Genomic DNA, 18841 nt, shown 5'->3' with positions numbered 1-18841 from the left:
CCCAACGCGGGACAAGCCCGCTCGCCACAGGAATACGCTCGCCTGAAATTGTTTATTCAAGACTCAAGACTTAGGGTGAAATTTTAACCTTTTAAAATCCGTCAGTTATTTTAAGTTTTGATAAGAGCAGGCTTGCTCGCGAATGCGGTGTGTCAGTGAGTACATCGTTGACTGAACCACCGCTTTCGCGAGCAAGCCCGCTCCCACACTTAAATCGCAATAAACCCGTTAAATACGTTTCGCCTGGCAGACTGTCATCGGGGGCAAGTCGAATCGTCGCACCGCCCCTCCCACATTTGGATCCTTAGCGTTACGACTTTCGGGGTTTGATCCGCGCGGTCGGCTCGGCTATCAGCGGATCATCCGGCCAGTAATGCTTGGGATACCTGCCCTTCAGATCCTTCTTCACTTCGGCATAGGTACTGCGCCAGAAGTTCGCCAGGTCCTGCGTCACCTGCACCGGCCGTCGCGCCGGCGACAGCAGGTGCAACTTCACCACTTGGCGCCCGCCGGCAATACGCGGGGTGTCGGCCAGCCCGAACAATTCCTGCAAACGCACCGCCAGGATCGGCGGTTGTTCGCTGTAGTCCAAACGCACCGATGAGCCAGACGGCACTTTCACATGCTGCGGCGCCAGTTCGTCCAGGCGCTGGGGCAGCGGCCACGGCAACAGGTTGTGCAGGTAGCTGGAAATATCCAGGTTGGCGAAATGGCTCAGGCGCGAGACTTTGCCCAAGTAGGGCATCAGCCAATGCTCCAGGCCGGCGAGCAAGGCGCTGTCGCTGACGTCGGGCCATTCGCTGGTTTTGCCGACGTCCAATTGGCGCAGCAGCATCACGCGGGATTGCCATTGGCGCAGTTCCGGGGTCCAGGGTAATAGCTCCAGGCCTTTGCGCCGCACCAGGTTGACCAGCGCCTGGCTGCGCGCGGATTCATCGAGACCCGTCAACGGTTCGCGGCTGAGCACCAACTCGCCGACTTTGCGCTGACGCTCGGCGCGCAGCACGCCTTCACGCTCGTCCCAGTCCAGTTGATCGACGTTGCGCACTTGCTCGGCGAGGACCGTGTCGAACAACGTCGGGTCAAAATCTGCCGCGAGGTAGATGCGCTCTTCGCGCTGCCCCTGGCGGCTGCCGAGGTCGGCGATCACCAGCCAGGCTTGTTTCATCAGGCTGTCGGCCTCGGCGAACAGCGCGGCGCGGCCGTTGGCCAAACGGTATTCGGCACCACCGGGGCGACGTTGCTGGGCGACACGGTCCGGGTAGGCCAGCGCCAGCAACGCACCGAGCCAGCGCGGGTGGTCGGGGTCGCCCACCGGCTGAGTTGCCTTGCCTCTTAAATAGCCACGGTATTGCCGGGCCAGTTGCTTGGCGCGCTGCACGCCACCTTGAGTACCGCGCGCACGCTCCTCGCCGGACATCAGCGCCAGGCGGCTGTGCAGATCCGCGCCACCACCGCGCAAAATATCGCGCTCGCCCAACAGTGCAGCGACATCACAGGCGGTGGCTGCAAGCCCCAGGTCCTGGCCGCGCAGCAGTAAATGGGCGATGCGTGGATGGGCCGGCAACTCGGCCATCTTCTGGCCATGAGCCGTGAGCTTTTCTTCATTCAACGCCCCGAGGCGCCCCAGCAAGTCCTGGGCCTGGGCATACGCGGCGGTCGGTGGCACGTCGAGCCACACGAGCTGCGCGGGCGTGACGCCCCAGCGCGCCAGTTGCAAGGCCAAACCGGCCAGGTCGGCCGCGAGGATTTCCGCACTGCCGTACGCGGCCAGCCCTTCATGCTGGTCTTCGGACCACAACCGATAACACACCCCCGGCTCCAATCGCCCTGCCCGGCCCGCGCGCTGGGTGGCGCTGGCGCGGGAGATGCGTTGGGTGTCGAGGCGGGTCATGCCGCTGCCGGGGTCGAAGCGCGGCACCCGCGCCAACCCGGCATCGATCACCACGCGCACACCGTTGATGGTCAGGCTGGTCTCGGCGATGTTGGTGGCGAGCACCACTTTGCGTTTACCAGCCGGTGCCGGATCGATGGCCGCGCGCTGGGCGTTGAGGTCCAGTTCGCCATGCAGCGGGCACAGCAACACATCACTGCGATCGCCCAGGACGTCGGCCAATTGCTGATTGACCCGGCGAATTTCCGCCTGGCCCGGCAGGAACACCAGCACGCTGCCGGTTTCATCGTGCAGGGCTTCGAGAATGGTTTGCACCACGCGCGGCTCGATGAATTCGCCGGGCTGGGATGGCCGCCCCCAGCGCATCTGCACCGGGAACATGCGCCCTTCGCTGCGCAGGATCGGCGCGTCGTCCAGCAGGCTGGCCAGGCGCTCGCCTTCGAGGGTGGCGGACATCAGCAGGATTTTCAGCGGTTGCTCGTCGCGAAACAAATCGCGGCCGTTCAGGCTCAGGGCCAGTGCCAGGTCGGCGTCGAGACTGCGCTCGTGGAATTCATCGAAGATCAGCAGGCCCACACCGTCCAGTGCCGGGTCGTCCTGCAGGCGGCGGGTGAGGATGCCTTCGGTGACCACTTCGATACGCGTGTGGGGGCCGACTTTGCTGTCGAGGCGGATGCGATAGCCGACGGTTTCACCAACCTTTTCGCCCAGTTCGCTGGCCAGACGTTCGGCAGCGGCGCGGGCGGCCAGGCGCCGGGGTTCGAGCATCAGGATGGTCTGCCCGGCCAACCATGGCTCATTCAACAAGGCCAAGGGCACGCGGGTGGTTTTACCGGCGCCGGGCGGCGCTTCCAGCACGGCTTCATGGCGATTCGCCAAGGCGTCACGCAGGGCAGGTAAAACATCATCGATCGGCAACGAATTCATACTGGCTCCAAAGCAGAGCGGCGAGTATAACGGCGAACTGCCGGATGCCGACGCTGGTCTCAATGGCAGTGCTATATAGTCCCCTATCAACCGTGTTCAGGAGAGTCTCCATGCGTATCGCTTCCCGTGTCATCGGCGGTGTCCTCGCCGTCACCCTGCTGAGCCAGCTGACGGCCTGCGGTTCGATTTTCTACCCGGACCGCCGTGGCCAGATCGACGGCAAGATCGACCCGACCATTGCCGTGCTCGATGCCGTAGGCCTGTTGTTCTACGTGATCCCTGGCCTGATCGCGTTCGGCGTTGACTTCGCCACGGGCGCGATCTATTTCGAACCCGGCAAGACCGCCCAGGTCGACCCGGAAAAACTGCACGAAGCCATCGGCGCCGACGGCAAGGTCGACAATGCCAAGCTGCAAAGCATCATCCAGAAGGAAACCGGCCGCACCCTGCCGCTGGACGACCCACGCATGATCCAGTTCAAGGGCAGCGTGCAACAACTTGCTTCCCTGGGCCTGCAACCCGCCGGCTAAGGAACGTTTATGACCAGCAGTCCCGAACACGCCCGGCTGTTACGCCTGGCCACCCGCGCCTCGGTGGGTGTGGCCTGTGCGCTGATCGTTACAAAGGCCATCGCCTGGTGGCTCAGCGGCTCGGTGAGCATGCTCGCCGGGTTGACCGACTCACTGCTCGATGGCGTGACCTCGCTGCTGAACCTGCTGGCGGTGCATTACGCCCTGCGCCCGGCCGATGACGATCATCGTTATGGCCATGGCAAGGCAGAGTCGCTGGCGGGCATGGCCCAGGCGTTGTTTATTGGCGGCAGTGCGGTGTTGATCGCCTTGCAGGCGTACGAGCGTTTGCAGCATCCGGAGCCGGTCGGCGCGCCGTGGCTGAGCATTGGGGTGATCGTATTTTCCCTGGCGCTGACCGTGGCACTGCTGATGCTGCAACACCGGGTTGTGCGCGAAACCGGCTCGAATGCCGTGCGGGCGGACTCGTTGCACTATCGCTCGGACTTGCTGCTCAACGGCAGCATCCTGGTGGCGTTGGTGCTGGCGGGCATGGGCTTTCATCAGTTCGACGCCTGGTTCGGCCTGGGCATCGCTGCCTACATTTTGTGGAGCGCGATCCAGATCGCCAAGGAAAGCTTTGCGGTGTTGATGGACGAGGAACTGCCGCCGGACGTCAGCCAGCACATGCTGGAACTGGCCCGAGGCATACCCGGGGTGCTGGGTGCCCATGACTTGCGCACGCGCATCTCCGGCAACCACTGGTTTGTGCAGTTGCACCTGGAGTTGCCGGGGGAGTTGACGCTGTCAGTGGCCCACGGCATCAGCGACCAGGCCGCCGATGCCATTCACGCAGCCTACCCGCGCGCCGAAGTGCTGGTGCACGCCGACCCGCGAGAAGTGGTCACGGGCGCCAAGGCCTAGTACTGCACCTGATACCCGCGACTGCTCAGGCAGTTGCCCTGGGCCTGGCGGTAGGTTTGCACCACCGCCGGGTCAGGGGCGTAGGTGACCGCCTGCGGGTCGAAGCCACTTTGCTGCACCGCCCAGCGATAACAGTCATAGCCGTCCTGCTGCACCTGGGCCGGTGACTGACCGTTGGCGGGATAGGCCACCACGTCATAGCCATTGCCTTGCGGTGCGGGCTGCGGCGCCGGTACTTGCGTCGGCGGTTGCACCACCACGTATTGCTGGGTGCTTTGTTCGTACGCGTAGTAGGCGCCGGCGGCCAGGAACAACAGCGAGCCACCTACCCACACTTCGCGCGCGTAGTCCGGCAAGTAATGCACGCGGATGCCATACGGCGGCGCCACGACCACATAGCGCGGACCTTGAGGACGGTACCAGTAGCCACCGGAGAAGAAGTAATCCTGGCCACGGTAAGGCACGCGGTAATTGCGGTCGGGGAAGCGGTCGACGGTGTAACCGGGACGATATTGCGGACCAGGGCCCCAGCCGTTGCCATGCCCATCGGGGCGGCCCGGCCAGCGGTTATCGTTTGGATGGCCGTTGTTAAAGCCCCCGCCGTTGTTGCCCGGACGCGAACCTGGGCCGCCGGCCTCCCAATGCTGGTTGCCGTCGTTACGACGCGGGATGTCACGGTAGTAACCCTGACGCGGCTCCTGGGTCTGGCGCACGGTATCGGGGCGACTCTGGATCGGCAGGTTATTCGCAGGCTGCGGTGCTGGGCGAGGCTGTTCGGCACCTTGCGGGCGACCTTGCCACTGCCCGCCGCCGTGCTGCTGTTGCGGCTCGGCACGATCAACATGCGGGTTCTGTGGACGCGGCTGAGGGTTTTCCGGCCGTGGTTGATTGTTCTGCGGCTGCGGGCGCGGCTGGTTATTTTGCGGGCGCGGTTGTTCGTTACCTTGACCTTGCCGACCGCCCTCCGGCCCTCTTTCATGCTGGCCGCCCCCTTCAGGGCGTGGGTCTTCGGCCATCACTTGCGTGCCGACGGTGACCATCAGCAAACCTACACCTGCCATACGCCAGATGCGCTTCATGCTATTCCTCACTGCGGATAAGGGCCTAGAAGGTCCGGCCTCATAGATGAGACTGGAAAAGCCTCGCCCGGTTCTGAGACAGGTTATCAGTCACGAGAACAATTTTCTTAAGGCAAAAGAAAAGGGGTGACCCGTCGGCCACCCCTTGAGAACTTCGTCCATGCTCAACGCTTTTGACGTTGGCTCACCTCACGCCGTCTTGTGGACAGTGTGCAGCCTGGAGGCCGGCTCAACCCTGCTGGGGTGGCGGCCGCAGCACGCCTGATTGGGCGAGCTGCTGTGGACTGTTGTCCAGGCGGTGATTCTGTTGATAACGATACCCGCCAGCGCCCGACAGATGATTGCGAAGATTGCGTCAATAAACAGTGCTTGCGCAATTTTTAACCCTTCATGGATAATTCACCGCAATAGTTACGACAAAGGCCAACCCAATGAGCAAGCTTGACCGATACGACCTGAGTATTTTGGCGGAATTGCAGCGCGACGCGAGGATCTCCAACCAGGAGTTGGCCGAGCGTATCGGCCTGTCGCCTTCGCCCTGCTCACGCCGGGTCAAGCAGTTGGAGGACGACGGTTACATCTCACGCCAGGTCGCCCTGCTCGACCGCAAGATGCTCGGCCTGAGCCTCACGGCCTATGTGCTGATCGGCATGGACCGCCACACACCCGAACGTTTCGAGAACTTCGAAGCGGCCATCCGCACCCTGCCCCAGGTGCTGGAATGCAGCTTGGTGACGGGGATGGATGCTGACTATCAGTTGAAAGTGGTGGTGCCGGACATGGACCACTATCAGAAACTGCTGCTGGGCCACCTCACTCGAATCGAAGGCGTGACCAGCGTGCGGTCAAGCTTTGTGCTGAACCAGGTGCTCAACAGCACCGAATTGCCGCTGACCCACCTGCGTACCTGATCTCGTGAACAATGAATATCAGATGTGGGAGGGGGCTTGCTCCCTCCCACATCTGACCTGTGTTTCATCAGTGAAATCTGCGTGCGACGCACCGACGCAGGTCAATGTTGCGCCTGTGGCACTGCCGTATACTTGCCGCCTGCCCCGTTGGAAGAGCCCATGAACAACATCGACCCCGCCCTGTTCGAAGAGTGGATGATGACCGGCCTGGTCACCATCCTGATCATTTTCATGGGCTTCATCGTCTGGGACCTGGCGAAGAAATCCAAGGCCGGGCGCTTTGGTTCGTTCATCCTGTTTTTCGTGCTGGGCCTGGGCGTGGCCGCGTTCATCATCAAGAGCGTGGTGATTGGCCTGATCGAGTCCGGCGCTTTATAAACGCGCGGGTACTTCCTTCCATTGGCCTTGGTCCAGGCCGTCGATTGTCCAATCGCCAATACGCACCCGCACCAGACGCAAGGTCGGCAGGCCCACGGCGGCGGTCATGCGTCGCACTTGGCGGTTACGCCCCTCTCGAATCACCAGCTCAAGCCAGTAAGTCGGTAGGTTTTTGCGAAAACGCACCGGCGGGTTGCGCGGCCACAACTCGGGTTCATCCAAACGCCGGGCCTCGGCAGGCAAGGTTTTGCCATCGTTGAGCTCTACCCCCTCGCGCAGGCGTTGCAGCAGTTCTTCGGTGGGTTCGCCCTCCACCTGCACCCAGTAGGTTTTCGCCAACTTGTGCTTGGGATCGGCAATACGCGCCTGCAACTGGCCATCGTTGGTCAGCAGCAACAGGCCTTCGCTGTCACGGTCCAGGCGGCCTGCCGGGTAAATACCGGGGATGTCGATAAAATCCTTGAGCGTCGGGCGCCCGCCTTCGTCGCTGAACTGTGTCAGCACATCGAAGGGTTTATTGAACAGGATCAACTTCGGCTCGGCCGGCGGCGCCTTGGCAACACGGCGCGCAGCAGAATACGGAGGTTTCACGCCAGGGCGGCGCGAATCGGGACGGGTGGGACGGGACATGGCAAAGGAACATCTAACGGTCAGGACCGACAATGCTAGTGGCCTGACCGTTAAATGACCATCCCAACCGCTTAGCGGAACGGAGGCTCGTCGAAGCTGCGCAGTTTGCGCGAGTGCAGCGAGTTGAGTTCGGTGCGCAACAGGTCCACCGCCTCGATGCCGATCTTCAAGTGCTGGCTGACCGCACGTTCGTAGAACGCGTTGGCCGAACCCGGCAGCTTGATCTCGCTGTGCAGCGGCTTGTCCGACACACACAACAACGTGCCGTAGGGTACGCGCAAGCGGTAGCCCTGGGCGGCGATGGTGCCGCTTTCCATGTCCACGGCCACGGCGCGGGACAGGTTGATCAACGGCCGTTCCTGGGCCCAGCGCAGTTCCCAGTTGCGGTCGTCGTAGGTCAATACCGTACCGGTGCGCAGGCGTTTTTTCAGCTCTTCGCCTTTCTCACCGGTGACATTCGCCGCCGCCTGCTGCAAGGCCATCTGCACTTCGGCCAAGGCTGGGATGGGGATGTTCGGCGGCACTACCCGGTCGAGAATTCCGTCGCGGCGCATATAAGCGTGGGCCAGTACATAGTCGCCGATGGTCTGGGATTGGCGCAGGCCGCCACAGTGGCCAATCATCAGCCAGCAGTGTGGACGCAGCACCGCCAGGTGGTCGGTGATGTTCTTGGCGTTGGACGGGCCGACGCCGATGTTTACCAGGGTCACGCCGTGGCCATCGGTGGCCTGCAGGTGATAGGCCGGCATCTGGTAGCGGTGCCATACCACGCCCGCGGCAATCGCCGAGGCTTCGCCGTGGTCCATGCTCTTGTCGATGATCACATTGCCCGGCAGCACCATGCGGATAAAACGCGGATCGCTGCGCAGTTGTTCCAGGCCATGCACGATGAACTGGTCGACATAGCGGTGGTAGTTGGTCAGCAAAATCCACGGTTGCACATGGCGCCAGTCGCTGCCGGTGTAATGCACCAGCCGGCGCAGGGAAAAGTCCACGCGCGCCGCATCGAACAGCGCCAGGGGCAGCGGGTCGGTGTTTTCCCAGTCGTACAGGCCATCGGCGATGCCATCGGTGGCGGCCGACAGGTCGGTGCTGGGGAACACGCGCGCCAAGGTCGCGGCGGTCACTCCGGAGCCGGCCAGTTCGTCGCCCTGCTCCACTACGTAAGGGTAGGGAATGTTTTGCTGGCTGACGCCCACTTCCACCGTCACGGTAAAGTCGTGCATCAGCGGCACCAGTTGTTCCAGCAAATACTTACGGAACGCCGCCGGATGAGTAACGGTAACGCTGTAGGTCCCCGGTAGCTGGACCTTGGCATACGCCCGGGTCGTCTGTGGGACTTCGCCGTGGCAGTGGTAAGTCAGGCGCAGTTCCGGGTAGCGGAACAGCGCGCGTTGTTCGGCGTCGGGTTCGACGCGGTCCTTGAGGTATTGCTTGAGGGCCTGGTTGAGCGCGCCGGTAGCCCGCTCATGCAGGGCCGCCAGCCGATCCACGGCCTCTTCGGCGGTTTGAACGACAACAAAAGCTTCGGTCACGGTAAGCATCCTGTGTTCTGACTTGCAGGCCTTTATCTTGCCTGTATCCCTGTCAGACGCAAACCTTGAATTGGAGTGCCCTCTCAAGATGGCTGCAATCCCTGTGGGAGGGGGCTTGCTCCCGATAGCGGTGGGTCAGTTTACAGATAGGCTGACTGACACTCAGCCATCGGGAGCAAGCCCCCTCCCACATTTGGACCGTGTTTATTCAGAGACATTGGGGCTTGAGCGGGCCACGATGGCTTCGACATCAATGCCTCGCGGCAAGGTGCCATACGCCCGGCCGGACGACTGCCCCAAGCGGCTTACGATAAAACCATCGCTGACCGCCCCATGACCGGCCTCCAGCAACAACTTGGCCTGTAGCGCCACGGCGATGTCCTCGGTCAACTGCCGCGCGCGGTACTGGATGTCCTGGGTGTCCATGAACGCCGACTTCAGGTGTTCGATATGCCGTGCCAGCTGCTTATCGCCATGCCCGTCACCGAGTTCGACAAACAGCGCCTCCAGCACGCCGGGCTCTTTGGACAGTGCGCGCAGCACATCCAGGCATTGCACATTGCCGGAACCTTCCCACGTCGAATTCACCGGTGCCTCACGGTACAAGCGCGGCAGGATGCTGTCCTCTACGTAACCCGCGCCGCCCATGCATTCGGCGGCTTCGTTGATCATTGCCGGGGCGCGTTTGCAGATCCAATACTTGCCCACCGCCGTCACCAGCCGAGCGAACTTGGCCTCCCGCTCATCGTCCAGATGATCCAGGGCGCGCCCCATGCGCATGCTCAGCGCCAGCGAGGCTTCACTCTCCAGGGCCAGGTCGGCGAGCACGTTTTGCATCAGCGGTTGTTCACTGAGTACACGGCCACCGACCAGGCGATGGGCGCAATGATGGCTGGCCTGGGTCAGCGCCTGGCGCATCAAGGCGCTGGAACCCACCATGCAGTCGAAACGGGTCATGGCGACCATCTCAATGATGGTCGGCACACCACGGCCCTCTTCGCCGATCATCCACGCCAGGGCACCGCGAAACTCCACTTCACTGGAGGCGTTTGAGCAATTGCCGAGTTTGTTTTTCAGACGCTGGATATAGAACTCGTTGCGCGTGTCATCCGGACGGTGCCGGGGCAGCAGGAAACAGGTCAGGCCCTTGTCGGTCTGGGCCAGGGTCAGAAAGGCATCGCACATCGGTGCGGAGCAGAACCACTTGTGGCCCACCAGCTCATAGGCTTGCCCCGGCCCACCAGCCCCCACGGGATAGGCGCTAGTGGTGTTGGCACGCACGTCGGTGCCGCCCTGTTTCTCGGTCATCGCCATGCCGATGGTTGCGCCTGTCTTGTGGGCAATGCCGAGATTGCGCGGGTCGTATTGGGTGCTGAGGATTTTCGGTAACCAGGTCTTCGCCAGGTCGGGCTGCAAGCGCAGGGCCGGGACGCAAGCGAAGGTCATGGTCAGCGGGCAGCCGGTGCCGGCTTCGGCCTGGCTATGCAGATACGTCATGGCGGCCCGGGCCACATGGGCACCGGGTTGCGGATGGGCCCAGGGGAGCGAGGGCAGGCCATGTTCGACGGCAGTGCGCATCAACTCATGGTAGGCCGGGTGAAACTCCACCAGATCGATGCGATGCCCATACCGGTCATGGCTGCTGAACACCGGTTTGTTCTGGTTGGCCAGGAACCCGGCCTCCATCAGCGGCCCGCCGGCCAACGCCCCGTATGCATCGATGCGCGCTTGCGCCCAGCCGGCGCCAAAGCGCCGTGACCAGTCTTGCAGCGACACGTCGATGCGGTACAGGTTGGTGCCGTCCAAGGAGGGCGGCTGGTTGGTGACGTCGTGGGTTTCGGCGAACGCGTGCAGGTTCATGAAGGGCCTCCTGGAAAAAGGCCCTATCGAATGCCAACTACCCATAAAAGCGCAGATCGATTAAGGCCGGTTTTTTCAGTTAAGCACTGACATGGCGCTTAAAACAGTGGCATACCCGCCGAATGCCCGGCGCTTTCACCCTCTTGCGGGCACAACACCCGACGTTCCAACACCGCCTGCAACGCCTCGAAACGCACAGGCTTGGCGAGGCGATCGGAAACGCCGATGCCATGGCAGTGCTCGCGTTCAGACGTATTCAGCGACGTACTCAAGGCGATCACCGGCAGTTCACCGCAGCCTGGCAGGGCACGAATCTGACAGCACAACGAGAAACCGCCTTCAGGTATATCCAACAAGACGGCGTCGAAGTGTTGCCCCTGCACGGCCGCCAACGCCGCCGGGCCGCTGTCCACGGTTTTCACCCGGTAACCCAGCTTGAGCAACATGCCGCGCACCACCAACTGGCCGACGCTGTTGTCATCCACCAACAACACCGCGCAGTCCTGGGGCGCACGCTGCCGATCGTGCGCCGGCTTTGCCTCAGGCGGCACCGGGCTGACTTTCACGTCCAACTGAAAGCGGCTGCCCTTGCGCGGCTCGGAATGATGGGTAAGGCGCCCGCCCAACAGTTCGATCAATTGCCGGCAGATAGCCAGGCCAATACCCAGGCCGCCGTATTCGCGGGTCATGGAGCCATCGAGCTGGAAAAAGCGCTGGTACAAGGTCGCCTCGTCGAGGAAGGCGAAACCAATACCGGTGTCGGTCACAATAAAGCTCAGGCGCACGCCGCCGTCACTGTGAGGCACACCCACCACCCGCAGGCGCACGGAGCCTTCGTGGGTGAACTTGAAAGCGTTGTCCAGCAAGCAATCCAGGCACTGCACCAGCTTGTCGGCGTCGCCCACCACGCGGTCCGGCAGATCAGCGGCCACATCGATGGAAAACGCCAGGCCTTTGCATTGGGCGCTGGTATTGAATTGCTGGCGCAACGTGTCGAGCACGCCGCGCAGGCTGAACACCCGAGGCTGGGCACTCAGGCGTCCGGCCTGCAGTTCGGTGAGGGTGAGGATGCCGTTGACCATGCGCATCATGTCCCGTGCCGAACCGGCGGCAGTTTGCTGGTACTGCGCCAGGTCGTCGTCCAGCGGCACTGTTTGCATCAGCTCAAGGGAGCCGATCACACCATTCATGGGCGTGCGCAGTTCATGGGTCAGCGTTGCGAGGAATTCATCTTTGAGACGGTTACTGCGGGCCAGTTGCTGGTTGAGCACTTCGAGCTTCTGGCTGGCGTCGAACAGGATCTGCGCCTGCTGCTCACGCATGGCATTGATGCGGTCGGCCAGGGCCAGGGATAACAGTGCCACTTCAATCGCCGAGCCGATCTGGCTGGCGTACATGGTGAGGAACACATTGGGCAAGTAGCCCAGCACCATCAACGTGTTCACCACCCCGCCCAGCAGGAACGCAGACCAGGCGATGATGAAATACCGCGCCACCCGCTGGCCGCAGTACCAGGCCTTGATGGCGGCGACGAAGATGGTCACGGTGAATACCAGCGCCAAACCGGTCGCCAGGCGCAAGGCAAGGGCGTAGCTGGTCAGCAGCGCCAGCGCCATCACTACGCCACCACACGCCGCCAGCGTCAGCAAGAGCCGGTTTATCCAGCGGCTGTGCTGCGCGGTATGCAGGAAGCTACGGGCAAACAGGCTGCCGAACAGCGCCGCGGAACCGATCAGCAACGGCACCGCCGCATTCGCCCACCACGGGTTGTTCGGCCAGAAGTACTGCACCGCCACACCATTGACCGACAGTTGGTACAGGCCAAAGGAGGCGATATAGAGGATGTAATACAAGTAGCTGGTGTCGCGCACGCTCAGGTAGATAAACAGGTTGTAGACCAGCATCCCCAGCAATACGCCATAGATCACCCCCAGCACAGACAGGCGCAGCGGTTGTTGCTCCAGGTAAGCGGTGCCGGCCCAGAGCGTCAACGGCGCCTGGATGGAGCCTTCACTTTGCAGGCGCAGGTAGAGCGTTTGCTGCTGATCGGGCACAAAATTGAGCTTGAACAGGTAATTGCTCTGGGTGACTTCACGGCTGGAAAAAGGCAGCGCACTGCCGGTGCGGGTGGCCAGCCGATAGTTGCCGGTGCCATCGTTCTGGTACAGGTCCAGATGATTCAGCGGTGGGTAAGCCAACTCCAGGAACCAGGTGCGGGGCGCGCGCGGGTCTTTGGCCATGTAATGCAGGTCGACCTTGAGCCAGAACACCGAGCGCGAATAGCCGGCATTGAGAGTGGCTTTGTCATGGCGCTTGAATTGCGCAGCGTAGGCGGGGGAGCTTACTTCAGCGATGGTGAGGGCATCGGTCGGGTCTTCGAGCACTTGCATGGCTCGGCCCAGCGGCAGGCTTCGAGTGTTCTGGTTGAACTCGATGGCGCTGGCGAGCATCGGCAGCCCGCACAACAATAAAATCAGCAAATAGCGCATAGAGCCCCAGCGTGGCCTGTCCGGTTATGTCAAAAGCCCCCATTTCCTTTTGAGAAGACGTACACCGACGGTACAGTCAGTTGTTTGGATCCACTTTAGCATAGCCGCTAAAGGCCATTGGACACCATTGAAATAATTTTCCTGAGGGCTCTAGAACAAGGCTTACAGCCTGTTTTCGTGAGAAGCAAAGCGCCAAAAAAGCGTCACTCTTTGGACAAAATTCAACCATCGCCCGACGGCCACGCCAAAAGCGTTTGGTGGTAAGCTCGCGCACCATGAATATCTACAGCTCTCGCCCTGTTGTCCTCTGTCTCTCCGGCCATGATCCCAGTGGTGGCGCCGGCTTGCAGGCAGATATCGAAGCCCTGCTCGCCCAAGGCTGCCATGCGGCTCCGGCCGTCACCGCCCTGACCGTGCAGAACACCGTCAATGTCAGCGATTTCCGCGTACTGGACCGTGAGTGGGTACTGGCCCAGGCCAATGCCGTGCTGGGCGACTCCGAAGTGGCGGCAGTCAAGCTGGGCATGCTCGGCTCCACCGCGATGGTCGACACCGTGGTCGAACTGCTGCAGGCGCACCCGCACCTGCCGGTGGTGTGCGACCCGGTGCTGCGCGCCGGCGGCGGTGGCAGCCTGGGCAAGGACGAAGTCGGCTACGCCATGCGCGAGCGGTTGTTGCCATTGTCGCTGATCGCCACACCGAACCTGCCTGAAGCCCGCATCCTGGCCGAACTGCCCGAGGGCACGGCGGACGAATGCGCCGAGAAGCTGCTGCCGTTTATCAAGCACCTGTTGATCACCGGCGGCCATGGCGACGAGCACGAAGTGCACAACCGTCTCTACAGCCGCGATGGCACGCGCCAGACCTTTACCTGCCAGCGCCTGCCCGGCAGCTATCACGGCTCGGGCTGCACCCTGGCCAGTGCCTTGGCCGGGCGGATCGCCCAAGGCGAAGGGCTGGTGAGTGCGGTGCAGTCGGCACTTAACTACACTTGGCGCACCCTGCGTGACGCCGAACAACTCGGCCAGGGCCAGTTCGTACCGCGCCGTCTGCCACTGGATTTCTGCTCGTAACTTTCCGCTCTTAACAGCAAGAGGCCTGCCCGATGAAACTACGTGGCCTTTACGCCATTACCGACAGCCAACTGTTGGCCGGCAAGTTCCTCGCCTACGTCGAAGCGGCATTGGACGGTGGCGTGACCCTGCTGCAGTACCGCGACAAAAGCAGCGACGAAGCCCGGCGCCTGCGCGAAGCCGAAAAGCTGCGCGAGCTGTGCTCACGCTACAAGACCCAACTGATCATCAACGACGACGCTGAATTGGCCGCGCGCCTGGGCGTCGGCGTGCATCTGGGCCAGACCGACGGCCCACTGACGCCCGCCCGTGCGCTGCTCGGCTCCAAGGCGATCATCGGCGCCACCTGCCACAGCCAGATCGAACTGGCCGAACAGGCGGCGAAGGAAGGCGCCAGTTATGTCGCCTTCGGCCGCTTCTTCAATTCCAACACCAAGCCGGGCGCTCCGGCCGCCACCGTTGAAATGCTCGCCGAAGCCCGAAAGCGCCTGCATGTGCCGATCTGCGTGATCGGCGGCATCACCCTGGAGAACGCCGCACCGCTGGTGGCCCATGGTGCCGACCTGCTCGCCGTGGTCCACGGCCTGTTCGGTGCCGACAGCACCCAGGAAGTCACGCGCCGCGCCCGCGCCTTCAACGCATTAATCAAATCCTGAATTCAGAGAGCCCTCAGCATGTCTCGTTCCGAAACCCTGTTTGCCAATGCCCAAAAACACATCCCCGGCGGTGTGAACTCCCCCGTGCGTGCGTTCAAGAGCGTGGGCGGCACGCCGTTGTTCTTCAAGCATGCCGAAGGCGCCTACGTCACCGATGAAGATGACAAGCGCTACGTGGACTACGTCGGTTCCTGGGGCCCGATGATCCTCGGCCACAGCCACCCCGACGTGCTGGACGCAGTGCGCAAGCAGCTGGAACACGGCCTGTCCTACGGCGCGCCGACCGCCATGGAAACCGAGATGGCCGACCTGGTCTGCAGCATCGTGCCGTCGATGGAAATGGTGCGCATGGTCAGCTCCGGCACCGAAGCCACCATGAGCGCAATTCGCCTGGCCCGTGGTTTCACCGGCCGCGACAGCATCATCAAGTTCGAAGGCTGCTACCACGGCCATTCCGACAGCCTGCTGGTCAAGGCCGGTTCCGGCGCGCTGACCCAAGGCGTACCCAGCTCGGCCGGCGTACCGGCAGCGTTCGCCAAACACACCCTGACCCTGCCGTTCAACGACATCAGCGCCGTCGAGCAGATGCTCAGCGAAGTCGGCCAGGACGTGGCGTGCATCATCGTCGAGCCGGTGGCCGGCAACATGAACTGCGTGCCGCCTGCCCCTGGCTTTCTGGAAGGCCTGCGCGAACAGTGCGACAAGCACGGCGTGGTGCTGATTTTCGACGAAGTGATGACCGGCTTCCGCGTTGCCCTCGGCGGTGCCCAGGCACACTACGGCGTCACGCCGGACCTGAGCACGTTCGGCAAGATCATCGGTGGCGGCATGCCCGTGGGCTGCTTCGGCGGCAAGCGCGAAATCATGCAGCACATCGCGCCACTGGGCCCGGTGTATCAGGCCGGCACTCTCTCGGGTAACCCGCTGGCCATGGCGGCCGGCCTGACCACCCTGCGCCTGATCAGCCGCCCGGGCTTCCACGCCGAGCTGACCGACTACACCACCCGCCTGCTCGACGGCCTGCAACAGCGCGCCGACGCCGCCGGTATCCCGTTCGTGACCACACAAGCGGGCGGCATGTTTGGCCTGTACTTCAGTGGCGCCGATGACATCGTCACCTTTGATGATGTGATGGGCAGCGATGCCGACCTGTTCAAGCGCTTCTTCCACTTGATGCTGGAAGGCGGCGTCTACCTGGCGCCGAGTGCCTTTGAAGCGGGCTTCACCTCAATCGCCCATGGCGACGCCGAGCTGAAACTGACCCTTGATGCCGCCGAGCGCGCCTTCGCCGCGCTGAAATAAGCCGGTGCAAAAACCTGACGTCGCGGTGGTCGGCGTCAGATTTGCTACTTTGCTTACAGAGATTTCCTTATTTTTCCGAGAATTTACCTGCAATCCGGCAGATAACTTGCCCAAGCAGCAGAAAAACGAGTAAAGACTTTGTAAGCAGAGGCCTGCTTATTTCATAATGCGCGCTTATTGGATCCCGAGAGGATCCGCGCGCCCCGTCAGAGGTAAGTCGATTCCCATGAAACGCACCGGCCGCACCCTGGTACTGGGCTGCCTGTTGCTCCTTCAGCCGCTGCTGGCACATGCCCAGGCAGGCGGCAACTCGTTGTTAATCCCAGCGATGGGTCGCTGCACCCTCAATACCCAGCCAGACAGCCAGGCCGAATCCCTGAGCGCGTGCCAGAAACAGGCCGACGGCGGGGATGCGCAGGCGCAATACGAGTTGGGCGAGTACTACCACGACAGCAAGAATCCCGCCCGCGACCTCAACAAAGCCTTGAGCTACTTCGAGAAAGCCTCGTTGCAGGGCCACGCGCAGGCGCAATTCCAGCTCGGCACCATGTTCTTCAAAGGCGAAGGCGTGCCGGCCAATAACGTCCAAGCGTATATCGTGCTGAAAATGGCCGCGGTCAATGGCGCCGAAGACGCGCTGGACACTGCCGACGAAGTCGCCGAGCACATGCAGCGCAATGAACTGGAAACCGCCACCCAGGTGCTGGGGCAGATTTTCCGCAATTATCTGCAGGAATTGCAGAGTGCCGATGGACGTTCGCCCTTCTCACCCCTGCCCTGACACCCAACCTATTTCTCAGGCATCGGCATCGGAAACGGCATGACATTGCTCATGCCCCGGGCTTCGCTGATCTTCGGCGTGCCCAGGCGCTCGACTTCGTCGATGCGCACAATCGAATGCATCGGCACAAAACTGCGCACCACGCCTTCGAATTGGGCCTTGAGCTTTTCCTCGCCCGGGTCGACGACCAGTTGTGTACGCTCGCCAAAGACGAACTCTTCCACTTCCAGGAAGCCCCACAGATCACTTTGATAGATCTGCTTGGCGTACATTTCGAACACCTGGCCCTGGTTGAGGAAAATCACCTTATAGATTGGAGCTTCACGTTTGGTCATGGTGGGTGAGGAACACATGGGGGATATAAAAGAGGGCGCGAACTATAGCATGGCACCCGATGCACAGTGCTAGGAACCGATGGGCATGACCCCTATAATGCGCGGTTCTTTACCACCAGTTGACGATTCCCATGGCCAAGAAGCTTTATATCGAAACCCACGGTTGCCAGATGAACGAGTACGACAGCTCGCGCATGGTCGACCTGCTGGGTGAACACCAGGCCCTGGAAGTCACCGCCCGCGCCGAAGATGCCGACGTGATCCTGCTCAATACCTGCTCGATCCGCGAGCGGGCCCAGGACCGTGTGTACTCGCAGCTGGGTCGCTGGCGCGAGTTGAAACTGGCCAACCCGGACATGGTGATCGCCGTCGGCGGTTGCGTGGCCAGCCAGGAAGGCGCCGCGATCCGCGACCGTGCGCCGTATGTCGACGTGGTCTTCGGCCCACAGACCCTGCACCGCCTGCCGGAAATGATCGACGCCGCGCGCATCACCAAACTGCCCCAGGTCGACGTCTCGTTCCCGGAAATCGAAAAATTCGACCACCTGCCCGAGCCGCGCATCGACGGGCCGAGCGCCTACGTGTCGGTGATGGAAGGCTGCAGCAAGTACTGCACCTTCTGTGTGGTGCCCTACACCCGCGGTGAAGAAGTCAGCCGGCCGTTTGACGACGTGCTCGCAGAAATCATCCACCTGGCCGAAAACGGCGTGCGCGAGGTGACCCTGCTGGGCCAGAACGTCAACGGCTATCGCGGCCTGACCCACGACGGGCGCCTGGCTGACCTGGCGGAGCTGATACGCGTAGTCGCTGCGGTGGATGGCATCGAACGCATTCGCTACACCACCTCGCACCCGCTGGAATTCTCCGACAGCCTGATCCAGGCCCATGCCGAAGTACCGGAACTGGTCAAGCACCTGCACTTGCCGGTGCAGTCGGGCTCGGACCGCATCCTGTCGGCGATGAAACGCAACCACACCGCCCTGGAATACAAATCCAAACTGCGCAAACTGCGCGCAGCGGTGCCGGGCATTTGCATCAGTTCGGACTTTATCGTCGGCTTCCCCGGCGAAACCGAGAAAGACTTCCAGCAGACCATGAAGCTGATCGAAGACGTCGGTTTCGACTTCTCCTACTCGTTCGTCTACAGCCAACGTCCGGGCACCCCGGCGGCGGACCTGCTGGACGAAACCCCGGAAGCGCTGAAAAAAGAGCGCTTGAACGCGCTGCAACATCGCCTTAACCAGCAGGGTTTCGAGATCAGCCGACAAATGGTCGGTTCGATCCAGCGCATTCTGGTCACCGACTACTCGAAAAAAGACCCTGGCGAATTGCAGGGCCGCACCGAGAACAATCGGATCGTCAACTTCCGTTGCGATAATCCAACCCTGATCGGCCAATTTGCCGATGTGCACATCGATGCGGCGCAACCGCACTCGTTGCGCGGCTCGCTGGTGCAATAAACCAAGTTTCTGTAGGAGCGAGCTTGCTCGCGAAAAACCTGAGGGCACCGCGTATATTCAGGCTGCACGCGTTATCGTTGACGTTTTTCGCGAGCAAG

General features: G+C 62.0%; 16 protein-coding genes. 9 read left to right on the top strand and 7 right to left on the bottom strand.

The window, feature by feature from the left end; genetic code table 11:
* Positions 1-310: 310 nt before the first annotated feature.
* Positions 311-2821, bottom strand: coding sequence for an ATP-dependent helicase HrpB (hrpB, locus tag J1G35_RS28945; RefSeq protein ID WP_223016688.1), 2511 nt, complete (start codon positions 2819-2821; stop codon positions 311-313).
* 110 nt (positions 2822-2931) lie between these two features.
* Between hrpB and J1G35_RS28940 the strand changes: the two genes are divergently transcribed.
* Both J1G35_RS28940 and J1G35_RS28935 read left to right on the top strand, forming a co-directional pair.
* Positions 2932-3351, top strand: a complete 420-nt coding sequence (locus J1G35_RS28940; RefSeq protein ID WP_053138049.1) for a hypothetical protein — start codon at positions 2932-2934, stop codon at positions 3349-3351.
* A 9-nt stretch (positions 3352-3360) separates the two neighbouring features.
* Complete coding sequence (locus tag J1G35_RS28935; protein WP_053138051.1) at positions 3361-4254, top strand: cation diffusion facilitator family transporter; 894 nt, start codon at positions 3361-3363, stop codon at positions 4252-4254.
* Here J1G35_RS28935 and J1G35_RS28930 read toward each other — a convergent pair.
* A complete protein-coding gene (locus J1G35_RS28930) occupies positions 4251-5333 on the bottom strand; it encodes a DUF6515 family protein (protein ID WP_053138053.1) in 1083 nt (360 codons plus the stop codon). The two genes, J1G35_RS28935 and J1G35_RS28930, sit on opposite strands and share 4 nt — an antisense overlap.
* 431 nt (positions 5334-5764) lie before the next feature.
* On the opposite strand from J1G35_RS28930, the gene J1G35_RS28925 reads away from it, so the two are divergent.
* A complete protein-coding gene (locus tag J1G35_RS28925; RefSeq protein ID WP_003176264.1) occupies positions 5765-6244 on the top strand; it encodes an Lrp/AsnC family transcriptional regulator in 480 nt (159 codons plus the stop codon).
* 168 nt (positions 6245-6412) lie between these two features.
* A complete protein-coding gene (locus J1G35_RS28920; protein WP_025999909.1) occupies positions 6413-6622 on the top strand; it encodes a DUF2788 domain-containing protein in 210 nt (69 codons plus the stop codon).
* Here the strand turns inward: J1G35_RS28920 and J1G35_RS28915 are convergent.
* The 4 genes from J1G35_RS28915 to J1G35_RS28900 all read right to left on the bottom strand — a co-directional run bounded on the left by J1G35_RS28915 (position 6617) and on the right by J1G35_RS28900 (position 13136).
* On the bottom strand, positions 6617-7252 hold the full coding sequence (locus J1G35_RS28915; RefSeq protein ID WP_262417457.1) for a pseudouridine synthase: 636 nt from the start codon (positions 7250-7252) through the stop codon (positions 6617-6619). The genes J1G35_RS28920 and J1G35_RS28915 overlap by 6 nt on opposite strands.
* Before the next feature lie 71 nt (positions 7253-7323).
* A complete protein-coding gene (amn, locus tag J1G35_RS28910) occupies positions 7324-8796 on the bottom strand; it encodes an AMP nucleosidase (protein ID WP_223016687.1) in 1473 nt (490 codons plus the stop codon).
* Between the two features lie 195 nt (positions 8797-8991).
* The gene (locus J1G35_RS28905; protein ID WP_223016686.1) at positions 8992-10647 is read right to left on the bottom strand and encodes an acyl-CoA dehydrogenase family protein; all 1656 of its coding nucleotides are present in this window, start codon (positions 10645-10647) and stop codon (positions 8992-8994) included.
* A gap of 98 nt (positions 10648-10745) precedes the next feature.
* Positions 10746-13136: a hybrid sensor histidine kinase/response regulator gene (locus J1G35_RS28900; RefSeq protein ID WP_223016685.1), complete on the bottom strand. Its 2391-nt coding sequence runs from the start codon at positions 13134-13136 to the stop codon at positions 10746-10748.
* A 275-nt stretch (positions 13137-13411) separates the two neighbouring features.
* Here J1G35_RS28900 and J1G35_RS28895 point away from each other — a divergent pair, with 275 nt between their 5' ends.
* The 4 genes from J1G35_RS28895 (at position 13412) to J1G35_RS28880 (ending at position 16948) form a co-directional block, all read left to right on the top strand.
* Positions 13412-14209, top strand: a complete 798-nt coding sequence (locus tag J1G35_RS28895) for a hydroxymethylpyrimidine/phosphomethylpyrimidine kinase (protein WP_124418525.1) — start codon at positions 13412-13414, stop codon at positions 14207-14209.
* A 32-nt stretch (positions 14210-14241) separates the two neighbouring features.
* On the top strand, positions 14242-14865 hold the full coding sequence (gene thiE, locus J1G35_RS28890; protein WP_053138065.1) for a thiamine phosphate synthase: 624 nt from the start codon (positions 14242-14244) through the stop codon (positions 14863-14865).
* A gap of 18 nt (positions 14866-14883) precedes the next feature.
* Entirely contained in the window at positions 14884-16167 is a 1284-nt protein-coding gene (gene hemL, locus J1G35_RS28885) for a glutamate-1-semialdehyde 2,1-aminomutase (RefSeq protein WP_053138067.1), read from the top strand.
* 226 nt (positions 16168-16393) lie between these two features.
* Positions 16394-16948 carry a tetratricopeptide repeat protein gene (locus J1G35_RS28880; protein ID WP_053138069.1) on the top strand — a complete coding sequence of 185 codons (555 nt, stop codon included), beginning with the start codon at positions 16394-16396 and terminating at the stop codon, positions 16946-16948.
* Positions 16949-16956: 8 nt separating this feature from the next.
* Here the strand turns inward: J1G35_RS28880 and J1G35_RS28875 are convergent, their stop codons facing one another.
* Positions 16957-17283 (bottom strand): DUF1820 family protein, encoded by a 327-nt coding sequence (locus tag J1G35_RS28875; protein WP_003215457.1) that lies wholly within the window; start codon positions 17281-17283, stop codon positions 16957-16959.
* Between the two features lie 131 nt (positions 17284-17414).
* Here J1G35_RS28875 and miaB point away from each other — a divergent pair, with 131 nt between their 5' ends.
* Positions 17415-18743 carry a tRNA (N6-isopentenyl adenosine(37)-C2)-methylthiotransferase MiaB gene (gene miaB, locus J1G35_RS28870; protein ID WP_053138071.1) on the top strand — a complete coding sequence of 443 codons (1329 nt, stop codon included), beginning with the start codon at positions 17415-17417 and terminating at the stop codon, positions 18741-18743.
* Positions 18744-18841: the final 98 nt, after the last annotated feature.

The organism is Pseudomonas sp. SH10-3B (assembly GCF_019891415.1).
Taxonomy (GTDB): domain Bacteria; phylum Pseudomonadota; class Gammaproteobacteria; order Pseudomonadales; family Pseudomonadaceae; genus Aquipseudomonas.
This window is presented reverse-complemented; position numbering and strand designations above follow the sequence as displayed.

What these genes read in the sequence shown, in the direction of transcription:
- J1G35_RS28880 (WP_053138069.1), top strand. Translation starts at nt 16,394, where the DNA reads ATGAAACGCACCGGCCGCACCCTGGTACTGGGCTGCCTGTTGCTCCTT.
- J1G35_RS28940 (WP_053138049.1), top strand. Translation starts at nt 2,932, where the DNA reads ATGCGTATCGCTTCCCGTGTCATCGGCGGTGTCCTCGCCGTCACCCTG.
- amn (WP_223016687.1), bottom strand. Translation starts at nt 8,796, where the DNA reads ATGCTTACCGTGACCGAAGCTTTTGTTGTCGTTCAAACCGCCGAAGAG.
- hemL (WP_053138067.1), top strand. Translation starts at nt 14,884, where the DNA reads ATGTCTCGTTCCGAAACCCTGTTTGCCAATGCCCAAAAACACATCCCC.
- J1G35_RS28905 (WP_223016686.1), bottom strand. Translation starts at nt 10,647, where the DNA reads ATGAACCTGCACGCGTTCGCCGAAACCCACGACGTCACCAACCAGCCG.
- J1G35_RS28875 (WP_003215457.1), bottom strand. Translation starts at nt 17,283, where the DNA reads ATGACCAAACGTGAAGCTCCAATCTATAAGGTGATTTTCCTCAACCAG.
- miaB (WP_053138071.1), top strand. Translation starts at nt 17,415, where the DNA reads ATGGCCAAGAAGCTTTATATCGAAACCCACGGTTGCCAGATGAACGAG.
- J1G35_RS28935 (WP_053138051.1), top strand. Translation starts at nt 3,361, where the DNA reads ATGACCAGCAGTCCCGAACACGCCCGGCTGTTACGCCTGGCCACCCGC.
- thiE (WP_053138065.1), top strand. Translation starts at nt 14,242, where the DNA reads ATGAAACTACGTGGCCTTTACGCCATTACCGACAGCCAACTGTTGGCC.
- J1G35_RS28930 (WP_053138053.1), bottom strand. Translation starts at nt 5,333, where the DNA reads ATGAAGCGCATCTGGCGTATGGCAGGTGTAGGTTTGCTGATGGTCACC.
- hrpB (WP_223016688.1), bottom strand. Translation starts at nt 2,821, where the DNA reads ATGAATTCGTTGCCGATCGATGATGTTTTACCTGCCCTGCGTGACGCC.
- J1G35_RS28925 (WP_003176264.1), top strand. Translation starts at nt 5,765, where the DNA reads ATGAGCAAGCTTGACCGATACGACCTGAGTATTTTGGCGGAATTGCAG.
- J1G35_RS28900 (WP_223016685.1), bottom strand. Translation starts at nt 13,136, where the DNA reads ATGCGCTATTTGCTGATTTTATTGTTGTGCGGGCTGCCGATGCTCGCC.
- J1G35_RS28895 (WP_124418525.1), top strand. Translation starts at nt 13,412, where the DNA reads ATGAATATCTACAGCTCTCGCCCTGTTGTCCTCTGTCTCTCCGGCCAT.
- J1G35_RS28915 (WP_262417457.1), bottom strand. Translation starts at nt 7,252, where the DNA reads ATGTCCCGTCCCACCCGTCCCGATTCGCGCCGCCCTGGCGTGAAACCT.